The sequence below is a fragment of the Streptomyces sp. NPDC051776 genome, from assembly GCF_040681345.1.
Taxonomy (GTDB): Bacteria; Actinomycetota; Actinomycetes; order Streptomycetales; family Streptomycetaceae; genus Streptomyces.
On sequence record NZ_JBFAYQ010000006.1, the window covers coordinates 144,694 to 165,750 of the forward strand.

General features: G+C 68.8%; 17 protein-coding genes. 5 read left to right on the top strand and 12 right to left on the bottom strand.

Translation table 11 applies throughout. The features are described 5' to 3' along the window. Nucleotides 1–180: 180 nt before the first annotated feature. From AB0M26_RS07855 to AB0M26_RS07870, 4 genes are all read right to left on the bottom strand, one after another. Entirely contained in the window at nucleotides 181–1,806 is a 1,626-nt protein-coding gene (locus AB0M26_RS07855) for a cytochrome bc complex cytochrome b subunit (protein WP_365256210.1), read from the bottom strand. Then, nucleotides 1,803–2,870 (bottom strand): Rieske 2Fe-2S domain-containing protein, encoded by a 1,068-nt coding sequence (locus tag AB0M26_RS07860; protein WP_365256212.1) that lies wholly within the window; start codon nucleotides 2,868–2,870, stop codon nucleotides 1,803–1,805. The genes AB0M26_RS07855 and AB0M26_RS07860 overlap by 4 nt, the downstream gene beginning before the upstream one ends. Then, nucleotides 2,867–3,676 carry a c-type cytochrome gene (locus AB0M26_RS07865; RefSeq protein WP_365256215.1) on the bottom strand — a complete coding sequence of 270 codons (810 nt, stop codon included), beginning with the start codon at nucleotides 3,674–3,676 and terminating at the stop codon, nucleotides 2,867–2,869. Before AB0M26_RS07865 ends, AB0M26_RS07860 begins: the two co-directional genes overlap by 4 nt. 85 nt (nucleotides 3,677–3,761) lie before the next feature. Beyond that, the gene (locus AB0M26_RS07870) at nucleotides 3,762–4,382 is read right to left on the bottom strand and encodes a heme-copper oxidase subunit III (RefSeq protein WP_365256218.1); all 621 of its coding nucleotides are present in this window, start codon (nucleotides 4,380–4,382) and stop codon (nucleotides 3,762–3,764) included. A 135-nt stretch (nucleotides 4,383–4,517) separates the two neighbouring features. On the opposite strand from AB0M26_RS07870, the gene AB0M26_RS07875 reads away from it, so the two are divergent. Beyond that, nucleotides 4,518–4,919 (top strand): hypothetical protein, encoded by a 402-nt coding sequence (locus tag AB0M26_RS07875; RefSeq protein ID WP_365256221.1) that lies wholly within the window; start codon nucleotides 4,518–4,520, stop codon nucleotides 4,917–4,919. Nucleotides 4,920–4,966: 47 nt separating this feature from the next. On the opposite strand, the gene AB0M26_RS07880 is transcribed toward AB0M26_RS07875, so the two are convergent. The 4 genes from AB0M26_RS07880 to coxB form a co-directional block, all read right to left on the bottom strand. Continuing rightward, entirely contained in the window at nucleotides 4,967–6,199 is a 1,233-nt protein-coding gene (locus tag AB0M26_RS07880; protein WP_365256223.1) for an Ig-like domain-containing protein, read from the bottom strand. A gap of 114 nt (nucleotides 6,200–6,313) precedes the next feature. After that, complete coding sequence (locus tag AB0M26_RS07885) at nucleotides 6,314–6,712, bottom strand: cytochrome c oxidase subunit 4 (RefSeq protein WP_365256226.1); 399 nt, start codon at nucleotides 6,710–6,712, stop codon at nucleotides 6,314–6,316. Continuing rightward, nucleotides 6,709–8,439, bottom strand: a complete 1,731-nt coding sequence (ctaD, locus tag AB0M26_RS07890) for a cytochrome c oxidase subunit I (RefSeq protein ID WP_365256229.1) — start codon at nucleotides 8,437–8,439, stop codon at nucleotides 6,709–6,711. Before ctaD ends, AB0M26_RS07885 begins: the two co-directional genes overlap by 4 nt. After that, nucleotides 8,436–9,398 (bottom strand): cytochrome c oxidase subunit II, encoded by a 963-nt coding sequence (gene coxB / locus AB0M26_RS07895; protein WP_365256232.1) that lies wholly within the window; start codon nucleotides 9,396–9,398, stop codon nucleotides 8,436–8,438. Before coxB ends, ctaD begins: the two co-directional genes overlap by 4 nt. 601 nt (nucleotides 9,399–9,999) lie before the next feature. Here coxB and AB0M26_RS07900 point away from each other — a divergent pair. Then, on the top strand, nucleotides 10,000–11,532 hold the full coding sequence (locus tag AB0M26_RS07900; protein WP_365256235.1) for an aminotransferase class V-fold PLP-dependent enzyme: 1,533 nt from the start codon (nucleotides 10,000–10,002) through the stop codon (nucleotides 11,530–11,532). 163 nt (nucleotides 11,533–11,695) lie between these two features. Here the strand turns inward: AB0M26_RS07900 and AB0M26_RS07905 are convergent, their stop codons facing one another. Then, on the bottom strand, nucleotides 11,696–12,670 hold the full coding sequence (locus tag AB0M26_RS07905; RefSeq protein ID WP_365256238.1) for a carbohydrate kinase family protein: 975 nt from the start codon (nucleotides 12,668–12,670) through the stop codon (nucleotides 11,696–11,698). 215 nt (nucleotides 12,671–12,885) lie between these two features. Between AB0M26_RS07905 and AB0M26_RS07910 the strand changes: the two genes are divergently transcribed. Together AB0M26_RS07910 and AB0M26_RS07915 are read left to right on the top strand one after the other, a co-directional pair. Further along, nucleotides 12,886–13,101, top strand: a complete 216-nt coding sequence (locus AB0M26_RS07910) for a hypothetical protein (protein WP_365256241.1) — start codon at nucleotides 12,886–12,888, stop codon at nucleotides 13,099–13,101. Nucleotides 13,102–13,194: 93 nt separating this feature from the next. Continuing rightward, nucleotides 13,195–14,832, top strand: a complete 1,638-nt coding sequence (locus AB0M26_RS07915) for a hypothetical protein (RefSeq protein ID WP_365256244.1) — start codon at nucleotides 13,195–13,197, stop codon at nucleotides 14,830–14,832. Between the two features lie 154 nt (nucleotides 14,833–14,986). On the opposite strand, the gene AB0M26_RS07920 is transcribed toward AB0M26_RS07915, so the two are convergent. After that, the gene (locus AB0M26_RS07920) at nucleotides 14,987–15,343 is read right to left on the bottom strand and encodes an iron-sulfur cluster assembly accessory protein (RefSeq protein ID WP_365256247.1); all 357 of its coding nucleotides are present in this window, start codon (nucleotides 15,341–15,343) and stop codon (nucleotides 14,987–14,989) included. 293 nt (nucleotides 15,344–15,636) lie between these two features. On the opposite strand from AB0M26_RS07920, the gene nadA reads away from it, so the two are divergent. After that, a complete protein-coding gene (gene nadA / locus AB0M26_RS07925; RefSeq protein WP_365256250.1) occupies nucleotides 15,637–16,815 on the top strand; it encodes a quinolinate synthase NadA in 1,179 nt (392 codons plus the stop codon). Nucleotides 16,816–17,004: 189 nt separating this feature from the next. Here nadA and AB0M26_RS07930 read toward each other — a convergent pair whose 3' ends face one another. Both AB0M26_RS07930 and AB0M26_RS07935 read right to left on the bottom strand, forming a co-directional pair. Further along, the gene (locus AB0M26_RS07930; RefSeq protein ID WP_365256253.1) at nucleotides 17,005–20,244 is read right to left on the bottom strand and encodes an efflux RND transporter permease subunit; all 3,240 of its coding nucleotides are present in this window, start codon (nucleotides 20,242–20,244) and stop codon (nucleotides 17,005–17,007) included. Nucleotides 20,245–20,546: 302 nt separating this feature from the next. Then, complete coding sequence (locus AB0M26_RS07935) at nucleotides 20,547–21,014, bottom strand: Pycsar system effector family protein (protein WP_365256256.1); 468 nt, start codon at nucleotides 21,012–21,014, stop codon at nucleotides 20,547–20,549. Nucleotides 21,015–21,057 lie beyond the last annotated feature (43 nt).

Below are 21,057 nucleotides of genomic sequence, written 5' to 3' on the forward strand. Positions count from 1 at the left end.
CCGTACGCTCCAGGGCCCAGCGCCCCGCATGACCGAAAGCCCCGCCTGGCCGAAAGCCCCGCTGACGGCCCAGCATGACCAAGAGCCCGCATGATCGAGGCCCCGGGCCGCTTCCCGAAGGGAGGCGGCCCGGGGCCCTCGCATGGCTCCGGCGGAGTCCGGCAGGCCGGCGGTCTCGGGTCAGTGGTGACCGTGGCCGCTGGTGATCTCCCGGTACTCCTCGACCGTCGGCTTGGAAATCTGGTTGTCCCGGCCGTAGAAGCCCCGCGACAGCAGGGCGCGCAGCTTCTGCGTGCGCTTGAATCTGCGCCGTACGCCGTTCTCGTCGACCTCCGGGCCGAGTTCGAGCGCTTCGTACTGGTGGTGCTGCGTGAGGGTGTGGAGCTGCTGCTGCGACAGCGGCTCGTGCACCTCGATGAACTCACCGTGCGGCAGCCGCTTGATGATGCCGGTCTCCCGGCCGTGCAGCACCTTGTCCCGGTCACGCCGCTGCAGACCCAGGCAGATCCGTTTCGTGACGACGAACGTGAGCACCGGCAGCACGAAGAAGCCGATCCGACCGAACCAGGTGATCGCGTTGATCGACAGATGGAAGTGCGTGGCCCAGATGTCGTTGCCACCACCGACGAGCAGGATGAAGTACACGCTCAGCCAGGCAGCACCGAAGGCGGTACGGGTCGGGGCGTTGCGCGGGCGGTCCAGGATGTGGTGCTCGCGCTTGTCCCCGGTCACCCAGGACTCGATGAACGGCCAGACGGCGATGGCGACCAGCACCAACGGGAAGATCATCAGCGGGATGAAGACACCCAGCGCGAGCGTATGGCCGGCGAAGTTGATCTCCCAGCCGGGCATCAGACGGATGAGGCCCTCGGAGAAGCCCATGTACCAGTCGGGCTGGGCGCCGGTGGACACCTGGTCCGGGACATAGGGCCCCAGAGACCAGATCGGGTTGATGCTCGCGATCGCCGCGACGACCGCGGTCAGACCGAACACCAGGAAGAAGAAACCGCCCGCCTTGGCCATGTACACCGGCAGCAGCGGCATACCCACGACGTTCTTGTTCGTCTTTCCGGGTCCCGGGAACTGCGTGTGCTTGTGGTAGAAGACCAGAATCAGATGCGCCACCAGCAGGCCGAGCATCAGACCGGGCAGCAGCAGGACGTGCACCGAGAAGAACCGCGGCACGAAGTCCGATCCCGGGAACTCCCCGCCGAAGAGGAAGAACGACAGATACGTGCCCACGATCGGCACGGAGAGAATCGCACCCTCCATGAACCGCACTCCCGTACCGGACAGCAGGTCGTCCGGCAGCGAGTAACCGGTGAACCCGGTGAACATGCCCAGCACCAGCAGCAGGAAGCCGAACAGCCAGTTCACCTCACGCGGCTTGCGGAACGCACCGGTGAAGAACACCCGCATCATGTGCACGAACATCGCCGCAATGAAGATCAGCGCGCCCCAGTGGTGGATCTGCCGGATCAGCAGACCGCCCCGGACGTCGAAGCTGATGTCCAGCGTCGAGGCGTACGCCTCCGACATCCGCACACCCTGCAGCGGCACATAACTGCCGTGATACTCCACCTCGTTCATCGCCGGGTGGAAGAACAGCGTCAGATACACACCGGTCAGAATGATGATGATGAAGCTGTAGAGCGCGACCTCGCCCAGCATGAACGACCAGTGGTCCGGGAAGATCTTGCGCATATTGGTCTTGGCCAGGCCATAGATCCCCAGCCGGCCGTCCGCCCAGTCCGCAAGCCTCTCGCCACGGGGCGCCTGACGACGCTTGTCGGTTGCCGTACTCATCCGCGCTCCCAGAAGCTCGGGCCGACCGGCTCCTCGAAGTCGCCGAGCGCCTCGAGGTAACCGTCCTTGTTCACACCGATCCGCAGCTGAGGCAGCGCGTGACCGGCAGGGCCGAAGATCACTCGGCCGCCGTCCGCGAGGTCGAAGGTGGACTGGTGGCACGGGCAGAGCACGTGGTGCGTCTGCTGCTCGTACAGGCTGATCGGGCAACCGACGTGGGTGCAGATCTTCGAGTACGCCACGATGCCCTGGTGGGACCAGTCGAGCTCGCGCTTGTCCTTGATGTTCTCCGGCTGCAGCCGGACGATCATCAGCGCCGCCTTGGCGATCTGGGACTGATAGTCGTGCGCGTCCTCCTCCAGGCCCTCGGGCTTGGCAAAGGTCAGCGATCCGACCATCACGTCCTCGGGACGCAGCGGCTCATCGGTGTTCTGGTTGATGAGCAACTTGCCCTTGGACCACAGCGTGTGGCGGAGCTTGTCCTCGGGCAGCGGGCCGAGATCGCGCAGCAGCACCACGCCGGAGAGCGGCACCATGGCCAGCGCGCCGAACATGGTGTTGCGGATCAGCTTGCGGCGGCCGATGCCCGACTCCTTGGCGCCCTGCTGGAAGTCGGACATCACCTTGGCCTTGACCTCGGACGGCGCCTCGATCGGGTGGCGCTCGTCCGCGGTCTCGACGTCCGACATCAGGGTGCGGGCCCAGTGCACCGCACCGGCGCCGATGCAGAACAGGGCCACGCCGAGGGTGGTGCCGAGCGCGACGTTGAGCGCGCTGATGTGGCCGATCGGCCACACGTACACGATGTCTTCGATCCCGATGCTCACATACGACGCGATGAAAGCGATGGTGGCCAGCATCGAGATGGTGAACAGAAGCGCGACGGTGCGCTCGGACCGCCTGGCGGCCCGCTCGTCGATGTCCTGGATGCGCGGCTGGTGGGGCGGCAGCCCGGGATCGGCGAACGGGTCTTCCGCGGGGGCCAGCGTGCCGGCCCCGGCCGATGCCTGCTCACTCGGCAGGTGTTCTTCGGACACGTCTTTGTTGGATCCAGTCTCACTCATGACTTCTTGGCCTTTGCGGTGTGCGCGGCGACCCAGACGGCGGCGGCGATCATCACGCCCAGGCCGAAGATCCAGCCGAACAGGCCCTCGCTGACCGGGCCGAGCCCGCCCAGCTCGAAGCCACCGGGAGACGGGGAGTCGTCCTCACCCACTGCCCTGAGGTACGCGATGATGTCGCGCTTGTCCTGCTCGGGCATCGTGGTGTCCGGGAAGGACGGCATCTGCTGCGGGCCCGTCTGCATGGCCTCGTAGACGTGCTTGGGGTCGACGCCTTCCAGCTCCGGGGCGTACTTTCCACCTGTCAGGGCCCCGCCCTTGCCGGTGAAGTTGTGGCACTGCGCGCAGTTGGTCCGGAAGAGCTGGCCGCCGTTGGCGATGTCCGCACCGCTCGGGTCGTACTGTTCCTTGGTCGGAGCGATCGGTCCTGCTCCGAGCGAGGCGACGTACGCGGCGAGCTGGTCGATCTCCGCCTGGCTGTAGACCTTCGGCTTCTCCGGCACCTGAGCACCGGGCTGCTGCGCGGGCATACGGCCGGTGCCGACCTGGAAGTCGACGGCGGCGGAGCCGACACCGACCAGGCTCGGGCCGTCAGAGGAACCCTGACCGCCGGTGCCGTGGCAACTCGCGCAGCCGACGGCGTAGAGCTTCTTGCCCTCCTCGATGGCAAGGGACTGGGCGGTGTCTTGCGCCTGCGCCTTGTCCGCGGGCGCGAACGCTGCGTACAGCCCCCCGGTGACCGCCAGCGCGAAGAGTAGGACGACGAGCGCCGCCAGCGGATGGCGCCGTCGTGCGGAGAGCTTTTTCACGGATTACCCCGGTGTCAGGATCTTCTGCGTCGATGCTTTGGGTATGTCTGTGCGGTAACGCGAGTCCGGTGGACCGGACGGCCGGTTACTTGATCATGTAGATCGTGGCGAAGAGGCCGATCCAGACGACATCGACGAAGTGCCAGTAGTAGGACACGACGATGGCCGCCGTGGCCTGTTCGTGCGTGAACCTCCTGGCCGCGTACGTCCTGCCGAGGACCAGGAGGAAGGCGAACAGACCGCCGGTCACGTGCAGTCCGTGGAATCCGGTGGTCAGGTAGAACACCGAGCCGTACGGGTCGGACGAGAGCGACAGGCCCTCGTGCTTGACCAACTCGGTGTACTCGAAGATCTGACCGCCGATGAAGACCGCACCCATGATGAAGGTGATCACGAACCACATGCGCAGCTTCTTCACGTCACCGCGCTCGGCGGCGAAGACACCGAGCTGGCAGGTGAGGGAAGAGAGCACCAGGATCGTGGTGTTGGTCGCCGAGAACGGGAAGTTCAGGGCGTCCGCCATGTCCTTCCAGTGCTCGGATCCGGTCACCGATCGCAGGGTGAAGTACATCGCGAAGAGGGCCGCGAAGAACATCAGCTCGGAACTCAGCCAGATGATGGTTCCGACGCTGGTGAGGTTCGGCCGGTTGACCGACGGGTGCGCGTGCCCGGTGTCTACTGTCGTTGCTGTCGCCACGACCGACATTATGTCGGTCGCTTATCCCGCCCTCACTCCGGGGGGTACCGTTCGGTGTGTCAGCAGTTCGGACCCCTCCTCGGCAGGGCCTTCGGCGGAGTAGGCTCCGCCAGGCGGACCCAACCTCGACGACGCGGAGGAACGATGCAGCCGACTGCCACGGTGCTGGTCTACAGCGATGACGCGGGCACCCGCGAGCAGGTACGGCTGGCGACAGGGCGCCGCCCCGCTCCCGGTCTCCCCGAGGTCGAATTCGTCGAGTGCGCGACCCAGCCGGCCGTCCTGGAGGCCCTGGAGGCCGGCGGGATCGACGTCTGTGTTCTGGACGGCGAGGCGACGCCCTCGGGCGGCATGGGCATCTGCCGGCAGATCAAGGACGAGATCTTCCGCTGCCCGCCCGTCCTGCTGCTGATCGGGCGCCCGCAGGACGCCTGGCTGGCGACCTGGAGCCGGGCGGACGCGGCGGTCACGCACCCGATCGACCCGGTGGAGTTCGCCGAGGCGCTGGCCGGGCTGCTGCGGACGCGCCTCGCCGTCGAGGCCTGACCCTTTGGCCTGTGCCGTCGCGGCCTTGAGGCTGCGGGCCCCGGCACTCAGACAGACGGCCGCAGTCGGGCGGAGTCGGCGGGAGTGCTGTCGACGTGGCTCCCCGCGGGAACCACGGCGCTGCCCTTGCGCCACTTCGCCCAGTCCACGTTCCAGTCGCCGAAGCCGTTGTCGAACGGCGTCATCATGTCGCCGTTGCTGCCGACCACTTGGACGATGTCCCCGACCTTGACGGTGTCGAAGAACCACTTCGCGGCCTCGGTGCTCATGCCGGTGCAGCCGTGGCTGACGTTGGCGGCGCCCTGCGAGCCGGTGGACCAGGGGGCGGCGTGCAGATACTCGCCGCTCCAGGTGACGCGGGTCGCCCAGTAGACCGGGAGATCGTAGAAGTCCGCGGCACCGATGCTCGCGCTGGTCATCCGAACGAAGGATTCCTTGGCGAGGATGACCTTGACCCCGTTGCGGGTGTCGTAGCCGGGCTTGCCGGTGGTCACCGGGATCGTACGGATGACCTTGCCGTTGCGCTTGACCGTCAGCGTGTGGGCGCCGGCGTCGGTGATCGCCTCGACGCGGTCGCCGATGGTCAGCTTGAGGGGTTTGGCCGAGCCGCCGTAGCGCTTTCCGACCTTGATGCCGTCGAGCCGGCTGTGCACCTCGACCGTGGCCCCGGCGGGCCAGTACTCGCGGGGGCGGAAGTGCAGCGTCTTGTTGTTGGCCCAGGTCCAGCCGCCCTCGACGTGGGGCTGGGAGTCGACCTTCAGCGCGCGCTCGACGGTCGCGCGCTCCTCGGGGCTCTTGACGGAGTGGCTCAGCTCCGCGGTGATGGGCTGGCCCACGCCGTACTCGCCGCTGTCCGGGCCAAGAGTGACCTTCAGCAGCTTGCCGGCGGGCTTGGTGTCGAAGCCGACCGTCCGCCGGCCGGGAGCGCCGTCCTCGTCCTCGGTGCTCACCCGGACGGTGTAGTGGGCGCCTGCGGCCAGCGGGGAGGTGCTGCGCCAGCGGGTGCCGTCGGCGGAGAGTTCGCCGCGCACGTAGCGCCCTGCGGCGTCCGTGGCGGTCACGTCGGTGATCCTGCCGTCGTCGTCCTTGGCGGATATCTCCAGCGGCTTGTCGGGGTCTATCTTGCCGCCGTCATCCGCGTTGAAGGCTATCTGGTCGGCCGCGTCGTAGGGCGTGGCCGAGAGCGGGTGGCCGTCGTCGCAGGCGCCGGCGAATATCGCCAGCGGGGCTATCAGCAGGGCGCAGCCTGCTGCCGTCCGGATTCGAGAGGTGTGACTCATGGTCACAAAATAAAAAAAACGGGACGAATCGGCGCGTCGGATGACTGCAAACGGGTTGGGCCCGGGCAACCTGAGAGGTTGCCCGGGCCCGGTGCGCCAGGTGCGCGAGGTGCGCTATTGGGTGCGATTCTCGCCCCGGTAGTACTCGAAGACCCAGCCCCACAGGCCCACGAGGACGACCGGCAGCGAGAAGTACAGCAGCCACCAGCCGAAAACGATGCCCATGAAGGCCAGCGCGCCGCCGACGGCCAGGGAGAGCGGCTGCCAGCTGTGCGGGCTGAAGAAGCCCAGGTCGCCGGCGTCGTCGGCGACGTCCGCCTCCTTGTTGTCCTGCGCTCCGGTGTCCACCCGGCGGGCCGTGAAGGCCAGGTAGTAGCCGATCATGACGGACAGGCCGAACGCGAGGAAGAGCGCCGTGGTGCCCACCGGCTCCTTCGACCACACGCCGTAGACGATGGCCATGGCCAGGATGAAGACGGCCAGCCAGATGAACATGCGTCCCTGGATCTTCACTTCCCGGCCTCCTTGCCGCCCGCGAGCTCCTTCTCACCCGCGTGGAACTGGAGCTCGTCCAGCGCCGCGATTTCGGGGTGATGCAGGTCGAACGCCGGGGATTCGGAACGGATCCGCGGCAGGGTGAGGAAGTTGTGGCGCGGCGGCGGGCAGGAGGTCGCCCACTCCAGCGAGCGGCCGTAGCCCCACGGGTCGTCGACCTCGACCTTCTTGCCGTACTTGGCCGTCTTCCAGACGTTGTAGAGGAACGGCACGACGGAGAGGCCGAGCAGGAAGGAGCTGATCGTCGAGATCGTGTTCAGCGTGGTGAAACCGTCCGCGGCGAGGTAGTCCGCGTACCGCCGCGGCATGCCCTCGGCGCCCAGCCAGTGCTGCACCAGGAACGTGCCGTGGAAGCCGATGAAAAGCGTCCAGAACGTGATCTTGCCGATCCGCTCGTCCAGCATCTTGCCGGTCCACTTCGGCCACCAGAAGTGGAAGCCGGCGAACATCGCGAAGACGACGGTGCCGAACACCACGTAGTGGAAGTGGGCGACGACGAAGTACGAGTCCGAGACGTGGAAGTCCAGCGGCGGCGAGGCCAGGATGACGCCCGTCAGACCACCGAAGAGGAAGGTGATCAGGAAGCCCACGGACCACAGCATCGGGGTCTCGAAACTGAGACTGCCCTTCCACATGGTGCCGATCCAGTTGAAGAACTTCACTCCGGTCGGGACCGCGATCAGGAAGGTCATGAACGAGAAGAACGGCAGGAGCACGCCGCCCGTGACGTACATGTGGTGCGCCCACACCGTCACCGAGAGACCGGCGATCGAGATGGTGGCGGCGATCAGGCCGATGTAGCCGAACATCGGCTTGCGGCTGAAGACCGGGATGACCTCGGAGATGATGCCGAAGAACGGCAGCGCGATGATGTACACCTCGGGGTGGCCGAAGAACCAGAAGAGGTGCTGCCACAGCAGCGCTCCACCGTTCGCCGCGTCGAAGACTTGCGCCCCGAACTTCCGGTCCGCCTCCAGCGCCAGCAGCGCGGCGGCCAGGACAGGGAACGCGATGAGCACCAGCACACCGGTGAGCAGCACGTTCCAGCAGAAGATCGGCATCCGGAACATCGTCATGCCGGGGGCGCGCATGCAGATGATGGTGGTGATGAAGTTGACCGAGCCGAGGATCGTGCCGAAGCCGGAGAGGGCCAGGCCCATGATCCACATGTCGGCGCCCACACCGGGCGAGCGGATCGCGTCCGAGAGCGGCGAGTAGGCGAACCAGCCGAAGTCCGCGGCTCCTTGCGGGGTGAGGAAACCACCGACCGCGATGATCGAGCCGAAGAGGTAGAGCCAGTACGCGAACATGTTCAGCCGCGGGAACGCCACATCCGGGGCACCGATCTGCAGCGGCATGATCCAGTTCGCGAAACCGGCGAACAGCGGCGTCGCGAACATCAGCAGCATCACAGTGCCGTGCATCGTGAATGCCTGGTTGAACTGCTCGTTCGACATGATGTCCGTGCCGGGACGGGCGAGTTCGGCGCGCATCAGCAGCGCCATCACGCCGCCGATCAGGAAGAAGACGAACGACGTGGAGAGGTAGAGCGTGCCGATCGTCTTGTGGTCGGTGGTCGTCAGCCACTTGACCACGACGTTGCCGGGCTCCCTGCGGCGCAGCGGCAGCTCGTCCTCGTAGGACTCCGTCTCGGCGGCACCCTGGGATTCGTTGAGGATGCTCATTCTTCGTTCGTCTCCGCATTCTTGGCGGCATCAGTCTGGGGAATGCCGGACTTGATGTAGCCGGTCTGGCCCTGCTCCGCCAGGTCCTTCAGGTGCGCCCGGTACCGCTCGGGAGAGACGACCTTGACGTTGAAGAGCATGCGTGCATGGTCGACACCGCAGAGCTCGGCGCACTTGCCCCGGAACGTGCCTTCCCTGTCCGGGGTGACCTGGAAGACGTTGGTGTGCCCCGGGATGACGTCCTGCTTGAACAGGAACGGCAGCACCCAGAAGGAGTGGATGACGTCACGCGAGGTCAGGATGAACTGGACCGTCTCGCCCTTCGGCAGCCACAGGGTCGGGCCCGGGCTCGGGTTGCCCTTCGTCCACTCGCCCGGCGTGCCCGTGTCGTAGACACCCTCGGCGCCCTTGGGGACGGCCGCGAGCCTCTTGTCCGGGATGGTGTTGACCGCCGTGGGGACCTTCGCAGGAGTGCTGAGGTCGCCGTCGACGTTCTCCATGTAGTTGAAGCCCCAGCTCCACTGGTAGCCCACGACGTTGATGACGTGGTCCGGCTTCTTGGAGGTCTTCAGCAGCTCGCTCTCATCGCGTGCGGTGAAGTAGAAGAGCACCGCGACGATGATGATCGGGACCACCGTGTAGAGGGCCTCGATCGGCATGTTGTACCGCGTCTGCGGAGGAACCTCGACCTTGGTCCTGGACCTCCTGTGGAAGACGACGCTCCACAGGATCAGACCCCACACCAGCACGCCCGTGGCGAGCGCAGCCGCCCATGAGCCCTGCCAGAGGAAGAGGATCCGCGGTGCCTCCTCCGTGACGGGGGTTGGCATACCGAGGCGGGGAAAGTCCTTATATGTGCAACCGGTGGCGGTCGCAAGGACCAGGCCCGCGGCCAGCGCCTGCGGCAGCTTCCGCCGCATCGGGCGCCGCGACGAGCGGTCGGAGCCGTTGGGACTCACGTAGCGCCTTCCCGAGAGTCTCGCCCGCGCGGCCGGCTGCGGCCGTCTCGCTGGTCGGTCGCCGGCCCTGGCGCGGGCAGGGGTTTGATGTTTATGCGGACCAAACCCTACTGGACGCAATTTGGGGTCGCGCGGGGAGGGTGCCCAACGCGGCGTGCCGCACCCCGAAGGGGTGGAACGGGCCGCACCGCGCGCCTTCTGACGCACCTTCGCATACGCCGTGAGCAGGGTAGTTCGGCGAGCGGGGGCACCGGGGAACGGATGGTGGCTCCCGGTCCTGGCCGCTGTGCGCGCCGTCTCCCGTACCGGCCTCCGGACACCGTACGGGGACGGGACGACCCTCCCCGTACGCAACCACGGCTGCACGGGCGGGGCGGCTCCGCGCGGCCGGGCCGGCGCGACCACCGCCCTTCCGCGCCGCGGCAGCGGCAGGTGTGCGCCCCGTCGCGTGATGCGGCGTGATGCCGCGAACACCATGAGCGCCGGGCCGCTGTGCCCGCGCGCCTGGTGGCGCATGGTCCGGGGCCGGCCTGGGGGCCGGTCCGGGGGCAGGGACGGGACGGCCGGGCGGACCCCGCCCGGACCGCGTTAGCGTTCATACGTGGTCTACTTCGATTCGGCGTCGTCCTCTCCGCTCCATCCCGTCGCCCGCCAGGCGCTGGCGGCCTCGCTCGACGAGGGGTGGGCCGACCCTGCCAGGCTGTACCGGGAAGGGCGACGTGCGCGGCTGCTGCTTGACGCGGCGCGGGAGGCCGCGGCCGATGCCGTCGGCTGCCGGCCCGACGAACTGGTCTTCACTTCCTCCGGCACCCGCGCCGTGCACAGCGGGATCGCGGGCACCCTGGCCGGCCGGCGCCGTACGGGCCGGCATCTGGTCGTCTCCGCCGTCGAGCACTCCTCCGTCCTGCACGCCGCCGAGGCGCACCGCGCAGCCGGCGGCGAGAGCGGCGAGGTCGCCGTGGACCGCGCGGGCCGTGTGGACCCGCAGGCGTACGCCGCGGCGCTGCGCTCCGGGACCGCACTGGCCTGCCTGCAGTCCGCCAACCACGAGGTGGGCACCGAGCAGCCGGTGGCCGAGGTCGCCCGGGTGTGTGGGGAGGCGGGGGTGCCGCTGCTGGTGGACGCCGCGCAGTCGCTGCCGTGGGGACAGGTCGCGGGCGACTGGTCGCTCCTGACCGCAAGTGCCCATAAATGGGGAGGGCCTCCCGGTGTCGGCCTGCTCGCCGTACGCAAAGGCGTACGGTTCGCGGCTCAAGGGCCCGCGGACGAACGGGAGTCGGGGCGCGCTCCCGGCTTCGAGAACGTTCCGGCGATCGTGGCCGCGGCCGCCTCGCTGCGGGCCGTACGGCAGGAGGCTGCCGTGGAGGCGGACCGACTTCGCGGGCTGGTGGAACGGATCCGGCAGCGGGTTCCCGAACTGGTGCCGGACGTCGAGGTCGTCGGCGATCCGGTACGGAGGCTGCCGCATCTGGTCACCTTCTCCTGTCTCTATGTCGACGGAGAGACGTTGCTGCACGAGCTGGACCGGGCGGGCTTCTCGGTGTCGTCGGGATCGTCGTGCACCTCCAGCACCCTCATCCCGAGCCATGTGCTCAAGGCCATGGGCGTGCTCTCGGAGGGCAACGTCCGGCTGTCGCTGCCCTCCGGCACATCGGAGGAGGACGTGGAACGCTTCCTCGCCGTGCTGCCTGACGCCGTGCGGAGCGTGCGCGAGAAGCTCGGCGCCCCGTCGGGACGGCCCCGGCCCGCCGATGCGCTACGGGCGACGGTCGCGGAGGCGGGAGCGGCATCCGTGTCCGGGCCCGCGAACGATGACACGTACGCGAACGGGGCCGATGCCACGTATGCGAACGGGGCCGCGGACGAGGGCGAGAACGGGGCCGAGGGTGTATCCGAGGGCGACGAGAAGCCCGCCCTCACCGTCGACTCCCTCGGCAAGCGCTGTCCGGTCCCGGTGATCGAACTCGCCAAGGTGATCGGGGACATCGGGATCGGCGAGATCGTGGCCGTCCTCTCGGACGACGAGGCGGCGCGGCTGGACTTCCCCGCCTGGTGCGCGATGCGGGACCAGGAGTACGTGGGCGAGCGCCCGGCCGACCGCGGCACGGCCTACCTGGTGCGCCGCCGCCCCTGAGGCCACCCGTACCGGGCCGCGGCTCGGACACCACGGACCACGGACCACGGACCACGGACCACGGGCCCCGGCCTCCGGAAGCACCGCCGCCCACCCGCCTCGTCACAGGCGGGTGGGCGTACGGATCACCGCGGGCCCGGCGGCCCGGCGCAGGCCAGGAGCGTCAGGAGAGGTGCGCTTGGACCTCGGCGGCTGCCTCATGGCCGTACGCCTTGGTGAAGCGGTCCATGAAGTGGCCGCGCCGCAGCTCGTACTCCTGCGTCCCGATCGTCTCGATCACCAGCGTCGCCAGCATGCAGCCGAGCTGGGCCGACCGCTCCAGCGGCAGCTTCCAGGAGACACCCGCCAGGAAGCCTGCGCGGAAGGCGTCGCCGACGCCGGTCGGGTCGGCCTTGCTCTCCTCCTCCGGGCAGCCGACCTCGATGGGCTGCTCGCCGTGGCGCTCGATGCGCACACCCTTGGCGCCGAGCGTCGTGATGCGCGTGCCGACCTTGGTGAGGATCTCGTCCGCCGACCAGCCGGTCTTGGACTCGATCAGGGCCTTCTCGTACTCGTTGGTGAAGAGGTACGCCGCGCCTTCGACCAGGACGCGGATGTCGTCGCCCTCCATGCGCGCGAGCTGCTGGGATGGGTCCGCGGCGAAGGGGACGCCGCGCGAGCGGCACTCCTCGGTGTGGCGGATCATCGCCTCGGGGTCGTCTGCGCCGATGAGCACCAGCTCGAGGCCGCCGACGCGGTCCGCGACCGGCTTGAGCTCGATGTTGCGGGCCTCGCTCATCGCGCCGGTGTAGAAGGACGCGATCTGGTTGTGGTCGGCGTCGGTGGTGCAGACGAATCGCGCCGTGTGCAGCATCTCGGAGATGTGGACCGAGGAGGTGTCGACGCCGTGGCGGTCCAGCCAGGCGCGGTACTCGGCGAAGTCGTCGCCCGCGGCGCCGACGAGGATGGGGCGCAGGCCGAGCAGGCCCATGCCGTAGCAGATGTTGGGCCCGACGCCGCCCCGGCGCACGTCGAGGGTGTCGACCAGGAAGGAGAGCGAGACCGTATGCAGCTGGTCCGCGACCAATTGGTCGGCGAATCGGCCGGGAAAGGTCATCAGATGGTCGGTGGCGATGGAGCCGGTGACAGCGATGCGCACGACGGATCTGCTCCTGCGGCGAGTGAAGGGATGAGTGGACGATCGCGCTGTTCGAACGAGCGGTGAAAGACCGGCATCCACGCTACCGGCTCCCCACGCTCCGTTCCGACGCGGCAAAACTACCCGATAGTAGGTCTTTCTCGGTCCCGCGGGCCTGCTTACCGTTCATGGTGTCGGGGTCTGCGACGTTGCGGCCCCCCGGACCGGGAGTGTCCATGACCAAGCACGCCGATTCCTCCGCTCAGCCCGTACCCGCCGAACCGGAGTCGATGGCCGAGCTGCGCGGCGACTGCGCGCGTATGGCACCGCACTGGGCGTCGAAGGCCCGCCCCGCCCCCGCCGAGCATGTGTCTCCTTCGCGGATCCAAGGGGTCAAGGTGCCGCCCCGGTCGGCCCATCTGCTGGACGGTATGTCCGAGTACGGCGACTGACGGGAACCACACGCTCCTCCGCTCCGTCCAATCCGCGTCCCCGGATGAGGGACCCGACATGGAAGTGTCGAGCGGAGCCGAAGGAGCTGAACGGTGAGCACCGAGAACACTCCCCCCGCCTCCGGCGGAGGGGACCGGACCGAGGACGCCTCGAAGAGCGCCACGGCCCCCGAGACCCGTACGCCCGCGCCGTGGCACCGTCGCCCCGGGCTGGTGGCCGCCTCGGTGGCGGCGGCGGTACTGCTGGCCGGTGGCGGCGGCGCGTACTGGGCCTCGACCGCTTCGGACGGCGGAGGCGACGACACAGCGGCCGCGGGCGAGGGCGAGCCGCCGCCCCTACGGCTGGACGGTTTCGGACAGGCCTCCGCCGAGGACGGCCGCGGGATCGCCCCCGGGGAGCCCAATCCGAACGGCACGCGCTACCGCGCCTTGGGCGACCTGCCCGACGGCCCGGGCTCGGCGCCGGTCTACGAGGCGCGGAGCGGTGTGACACGGGCACAGGCCGAGAAGCTGGCCGAGGCGCTGGGCGTCAAGGGAGCTCCGCGGGACGTCAGCGGGTCGTGGAAGTTCGGACTGACGCGTGACGCCTCCGGGCCCACGCTGAGCGTCAGCAAGCAGGCCCCGGGCACCTGGACGTTCCTGCGGTACGGCAAGCCGGGCGACCCCGGGTGCGTCGAGCCGCCGAAGACGCTTCCGGTCCCCCAGGACGCGGGCGCCGCCACGGACGGATCCGCTCCCCCGCGCTGCCCCGCCCCGGGCGACGGGCAGGACGGCACCGAGGGCCACGGCAAGGACCCCGTCTCCGAGGACCGGGCGAAGTCGGTGGTCCAGCCCGTGCTGAAACGTGCCGGGCTGAGCGGGGCGAAGCTGGACGCGAGCCGTACGACGGGTGCCCTACGCGAGGTGAACGCGAACCCGGTGAAGGACGGCCTGCCCACGTACGGCTGGCAGACCGGTCTGCAGGTCGGTGCGGACGGCCAGATCGTCGCCGGAAACGGCCGCCTCGCGGAGCTGACCAAGGGCGCCGACTACCCGGTGCTCACTGCCGAGGACACGCTGAAGCGGCTGAACAGGGGCACGAGCGGAGTGGTCGACATCCCCGAGTGCGCCTCGGCCGTCCCCCACAAGGCCGGTGAGGCGAAGACGCTTCCGTGTGCCGAGCCGAAGGGCAAGCCGGGCGGCAAGCCTGCGGCGCCGGCCAAGCCGCTGGAGGTCAGCGACGCCGTCTTCGGTCTCGCGGTCCAGTTCGTGGACGGGCGCGAGACGCTGGTGCCGTCGTGGATGTTCGAGGTCCGGCCGGCGGGTGCCGCGGAGGACTCGGCGACGTACACGGTCACGCACCCCGCCGTGAAGGACAAGTACATCGAGAAGCCCACCCCGTCGCCGTCCCGGCCGGGCGGTGACGAGCCGACGGCCGAGCCCGGCAGGCCGGGCGGCGAGTCCCCGCGCGTCACGTCGTACAGCGCCGACGGCACCACCGTCACGCTGCGCTTCTGGGGCGGGGTGTGCCACACCTACACCGCCAAGGCCGACACCTCGCTGTCCGACAAGGTGGTGGTCCGGGTGACGGGCAAGGAGAAGAAGCCGGGCCAGGTGTGCGTGAAGATGGCCAAGGAGTACGAGGAGAAGGTCACGTTGGACAAGCCGCTGGGCGACCGTGAGCTCATGGACGCGTCGACCGGCAAGGCCGTGGCGAAGGGACCCGGCAAGGCCGGGCCGGACGCCCGGTGACCGGCACGGCCGCCGTGCATCACCCCATATGCCTCATCAGCAACACGCCGAAGGCGGCGGACCGGGAAAGGTCCGCCGCCTTCGGCGTGTGCGCCGGTACGGCGTGCGCACTGGGCGTCCGCTCCGCCCGGGCTCCGGGCGGAACCCGGGACTCCTAGTGGAAGGAGTCGCCGCAGGCGCAGGAGCCGGTCGCGTTCGGGTTGTCGATGGTGAAGCCCTGCTTCTCGATGGTGTCGACGAAGTCGATGGAGGCGCCGCCCAGGTACGGGGAGCTCATCCGATCGGTGACGACCTTCACGCCGTCGAAGTCCTTCACGACATCGCCGTCGAGCGAGCGCTCGTCGAAGAAGAGCTGGTAACGCAGGCCGGAGCAGCCACCGGGCTGGACGGCGACGCGCAGCGCGAGGTCGTCGCGGCCTTCCTGCTCCAGCAGGCTCTTGACCTTCGCCGCGGCGGCGTCGGACAGAATGATGCCGTCGCTCACGCTGGTCTTGTCGTCCTGAACGGACATCTGCTCTCTCCCGGGTTGTTCGGACTGCTTGCCGTCGGCTGAAACCGACGGGGCCGCGGATTCATTCCGGGCCCGGCACGTTCTCTTCCGTGCACTTCCGAGTTCATGCTCGCACACCTCGCGGCGTACGGTCGCGACGCTGCGCACCGGATCCCGGAGGCGCCGTGCGTGCGCCCCGGGAATGCGTCACATCGACGCGATGCCCTTCGTCAAACTGACACGAAGCAGTTATGATAGATAGCGTCAATCAGACGAAAAGGTGCGTCTGCGGAACACAGAAAGGGTGCGTGTCAGTGACCACCGCCCAACCCCTCGATGTCCAGCCGACGCCGCTCGCCCTGCTCCTGCTCGGCCGCGAGGCCGACCCGAAGAGCGAGCGCGGTGTCGAGTGCCCCGGCGACCTGCCCTCCCCTTCCGACCCGGACCTGGTGGAGCGCGCCCGGGCGGCCAAGGCTCGGCTCGGGGACAAGGTCTTCGTGCTCGGCCATCACTACCAGCGTGACGAGGTCATCCAGTTCGCGGACGTCACCGGTGACTCCTTCAAGCTCGCGCGGGAGGCCGCGGCGCGCCCGGAGGCCGAGTACATCGTCTTCTGCGGTGTGCACTTCATGGCCGAGTCCGCGGACATCCTGACCGCCGACAACCAGCAGGTCGTCCTCCCCGACCTCGCCGCCGGGTGTTCGATGGCCGACATGGCCACGGCCGAGCAGGTCGCCGAGTGCTGGGACGTGCTGACCGAGGCCGGGGTGGCCGAGGCGACGGTCCCGGTCTCGTACATGAACTCCTCCGCGGACATCAAGGCGTTCACCGGCAGGCACGGCGGCACCATCTGCACCTCCTCCAACGCCAAGCGTGCGCTGGACTGGGCGTTCGAGCAGGGAGAGAAGGTCCTCTTCCTCCCCGACCAGCACCTGGGGCGGAACACGGCGGTCCGCGACATGGGGATGTCGCTGGAGGACTGCGTCGTCTACAACCCGCACAAGCCGGGCGGCGGTGTGAGCATCGAGGAGCTGCGCGCCGCGAAGATGATCCTCTGGCGCGGCCACTGCTCCGTGCACGGGCGCTTCTCGCTGGACTCGGTGCGCGACGTACGGGAGCGGATCCCGGGGGTGAACGTGCTGGTGCACCCCGAGTGCAAGCACGAGGTCGTCGCGGCCGCGGACCACGTCGGCTCGACGGAGTACATCATCAAGGCCCTGGAAGCGGCGCCCGCCGGGTCGAAGTGGGCGGTCGGCACGGAGCTCAACCTCGTACGGCGCCTGGCGAACCGTTTTGCCGACGAGGACAAGGAGATCGTCTTCCTCGATCGCACGGTGTGCTTCTGCTCGACGATGAACCGGATCGACCTGCCGCACCTGGTCTGGGCGCTGGAGTCGCTGGCGGACGGCAAGACGGTCAACCGGATCCAAGTGGACCCGGAGACCGAGAAGTTCGCCAAGCTGGCGCTGGAGCGGATGCTGGCGCTGCCGTAGCGGACAGCATGACGCACGGCGTGGCCCGGGGCGTCCTCGAGGGCTCCCCGGGCCGGTGCCTGTCCTGGCCAGAGCCTGCTGATGCCTCACGTACGGGATCACGGGGCCCGTACGCGTGCAGAGGCGGTCCCCACGGCCACAACAGGGCCGTGGGGACCGCCCGTTGGACGGCTCGGGCGCCTCGCGGGGTCAGACCCCGGCCGGCTCCGACTCCCGCTCCTCCGCGGCCGGGCCGCGGCCTTCCGCCTTCGCCCGCTTGGCGGCGCGCTTGGTGCGGCGGCGCTCCTTGCGGAGCTCGACCATCGCGTACAGCGTCGGCACCAACAGCAGCGTGAGCAGGGTGGAGGTGACCAGACCGCCGATCACCACGACCGCCAGCGGCTGCGAAATGAAGCCGCCGTCACCGGTGATCGCCAGCGCCATCGGCAGCAGCGCGCAGATCGTCGCCAGCGCGGTCATCAGGATCGGCCGCAGGCGGTGCCGGCCGCCCTCGACGACGGCCTCGACGACGCCGTAGCCCTGCGCCCGGTACTGGTTGATGAGGTCGATCAGCACGATCGCGTTGGTCACCACGATGCCAATCAGCATCAGCATGCCGACCAGGGCCGGAACGCCCATCGGCGTGCCCGTCGCGACGAGCAGGCCGATCGCGCCCGTCGCCGCGAACGGAATGGAGATCAGCAGGATCAGCGGCTGCACCAGCGACTTGAAGGTCGCGACCAGCAGCATGAACACGATCGCGATGGCAGCCAGCATGGCCAGACCGAGCGAGGAGAACGCCTCGTCCTGGTCCTGGGAGACACCGCCGATGTCCGCGGTGGCGCCGTCCGGAAGCTTCAGCTCGTCGATCTTCGACTGGAGTTCGGTGCTCACCTCGCCGGTGTTGTCGCCCGTCGCCTTGGCCGTGATCGTCGCCGCCCGCGATCCGTCGATCCGGGTCATCTGGACCGGCCCGGGGACGGACTTCACATCGGCGATCTCACCGAGCTTCACCGTACCGGCAGGCGTGGCCAGTTCGAGCTTCTCGAGCTGGGCCTCGGTCCTCGCCGGCTTCTCCGCCTTCAGGACCACATCGCGCTCGGTCTCGCCGAGTACCGCCTTGCCGGTGGTGGTGCCGCGCACGGCCTGGGTGACGGCCTGGCCGAGGGTGGCGTCGGAGTAGCCGTAGCCGGCCGCCTTCGCGTTGGCCGTGACGGCGATGCGCGGGACGCTCTGCGACAGGTCGCTCTGGACGTCGGTGACGTCGTCGAGCTTCGCGACCTCGGCGCGCACCTGCTCGGACGCCTTCTTCAGCACATCGGCGTCCGCGGCCTTGACCACGACGCTGAGGTCCTGGCTGCCGAAGCCGTCCCCCGCCTGAACGGTGGTCTGGCCGGCGTCCTTGCCGAGCCTGTCCAGTCCGTCGCGGATCTTCTCGATGACCGCGTCGGAGTCGTCGGAGTCCGCCAACTTCACCTGGTAGTTGGCCTGGTTGGCACCCGTACCCCCGCCGAAGGCCGCCATCAGACCGGACGAACCGACCGTGACCTGGTAGTCCTTGACCTCGCGGATATCGTCGAGCATCTTCTCGACCTGCCGAGCGGAGGCGTTGGCCGCGTCCAGGCTGGTGCCCGCCTCGAGCTCCTGCCGGATCGAGAGCGTGTCCTGGTCCCCCGCGTCGAAGAAGTTGGTCTTCAGCAGCGGCGCCATGGCGAGCGTGCCGATGAAGACGACGACCGCGATCACCAGGCTGGTGAACCGGCGGCGGGTGGCGAACCGCAGCACAGGCACGTACATCCGCTGGAGCGGACTGCGCGACTCCTTCTCCTCCGAGACGCGGCGCAGTTCCTCGGGGTCCATGCCCGCCGAGCCCTTGGGGGCGCGCAGGAACCAGTACGAGAGCACCGGCACGACGGTGAGCGACACGATCAGCGAGGCCAGCAACGCGACCGTGACGGTCAGCGAGAAGGGGCCGAACAGGGCGCCGGTCATGCCGCCGACCACACCGATCGGCAGGAAGACGGCGACCGTGGTCAGCGTCGAGGAGGTGATCGCGCCGGAGACCTCCTTGACGGCGTCGAGGATGGCCTTCTGCCGCTCCTCCCCGTACGAGAGGTGCCGCTTGATGTTCTCCAGGACCACGATGGAGTCGTCGACGACACGGCCGATCGCGATCGTCAGCGCGCCGAGCGTGAGCATGTTGAGCGAGAGGTCACGGGTCCACAGCACGATCAGGGTGATCACGACCGACAGCGGGATGGACACCGCGGTCACCAGCGTGGAGCGCAGCGAGACCAGGAAGATCAGGATCACCACGACGGCCATCAGCAGGCCGAGCATGCCCTCGGTGGTGAGGCTGTCGATGGACTTCGAGACCGCGGGGCCCTGGTCGCTGACGACGGTCAGCTCGGCCTCGGAGCCGAGGTCCTTGCGCAGCTGGGGCAGCTTGTCCTCGACGGCCTCGGAGATGTCGACGGCGCTGCCGTCCTGACCCATCGTCAGGACGACGCCGAGGCTTGGCTCGCCGTTGGTCCGGGTGATCGAGACGGGGGTCGCGGACTCGTCCTCGACCTCGGCGATGTCACCGAGGCGTACGGCCTTGGGAGCCGCGCCGGTGCCGGCGCCCTGGCCATCGGCGCCCGCGGCCTGACCGCCCTGACGGTCCTGGCCGCCACCATGGCCGCCCCTCTGTCCGCCGGCCGCGGCGGCCGCCGGGGAGACCCGCAGGTTCTCGATCTGGCGCACCGAGGTGAACCCGATGCCGACCTGTACGGTCCTGCTCTTGCCGTCCTCGGCGAACGAACCGGCGGGCACCGAGGCGCCGCCCGCCTCCAGCGCCTGGCCGAGGGCGGCCGGGGACAGTCCAGCGCGGGCCATCTTCCCCTCGTCCGGAGTGACCGAGACGATGCGGTCCTGGACGCCGTCGATCGTGACCTGCCCGACACCCTCGATGTCCTTGAGGACCGGCACGACCGATCGGTCGAGCTGGTCGGCGAGCGCCTGCTGGTCCTTGTCGGAGGTGACGGCGAGGACGACGGCGGGCATGTCGTCCGTCGAGCCCGCGACGACCTGCGGGTCGACATCGTCCGGCAGTTCGGCGCGCGCCCGGTTCACGGCCTGCTGGACGTCGGCCACGAGCTGCTTGGAGCCGTTGCCGTAGTCGAACTGGGCCATGATCACGGCTGAGCCCTCGCTCGCCGTCGCCGTGATGCCGGTGATGCCGTCGACGGACTCGATGCTGTCCTCGAGCGGCTGGACGACCTGCTTCTCGACGACATCGGGGGACGCACCCTGGTACGGGGCCAGCACCGACACCATCGGCAGTTCGATGGAGGGCAGCAGCTGCTGCTTGAGCTGGGGTATCGCAACCGCTCCGAAGGCGATCGCGATGAGCGCCATCAGGGCGATCAAACCCCTTTGTACGAGGCTGATTCTGGACAGCCAGGACATGGGTGAAGGTCTCTCTTCTGTTGCCGGTCGCGAAGCGGCCTTATGCCGCACTTATACGATCAGCCACGGAAGAGGCCGGTTTCCTCGCTCCCAGGTCGGTTCTCACCCGACGCGCGTACCACGGACGCAGTACGCCCCTCTCCCCCGTCGGTCCACCCTGCGACGCACCGTCCCTCCGCCCTCTGGGACGAGGTCGAGCCGGAATACGCAGTCCCGGTGATCGACCGTGCGACAAGGGAGGTTCACGCCAGGGCGTTGACGCATGCCATGGCTCGCCACACGGCTCGGCACACGGCTTCGAGTCACGCCGTGACGACGAGGACGGCCGCCAGGACCAGCAGGCCGATCCCGGCGAGCAGGGAGTCGACCGCCGCCCGGATGAGCCGGAACTTCCGTATGGCGAGTGCGGCCATGAACCTGAGATGGTCAGGTTGGTATCCGGATGCGAGCTGATCACGCAATTGCTCGGCGCTCAACCGCGGCCAGCTCGTCCAGCCGTTTCCCCCGAGTTCAGGTCGGACCGCAAGTAACAGCAGCAGTGTCGCGGACAGCAGCGCAGCGGCGCCCAATGCCCCGGCAACAGCGGCCGGAAGGGGCGGATGGAGGTTCGTGGCGGTCGATACGAGCGCCACAAGTGCCGCTCCGGACAAGGCCAGGAGCAGGCTCGCTTTGCCTTCGGAGCGGACCAGGTCCCCCTGAAGCGCGGCCACCGTCGCGGCCATTCGGTCCCGCGCCCCGTCGTGCCGCGGGTCGGGTGCGGTGGTTGACATGAGCGTCGCCTTCTTCCGCTTCATCGGTCGCTCGGGACGGAGC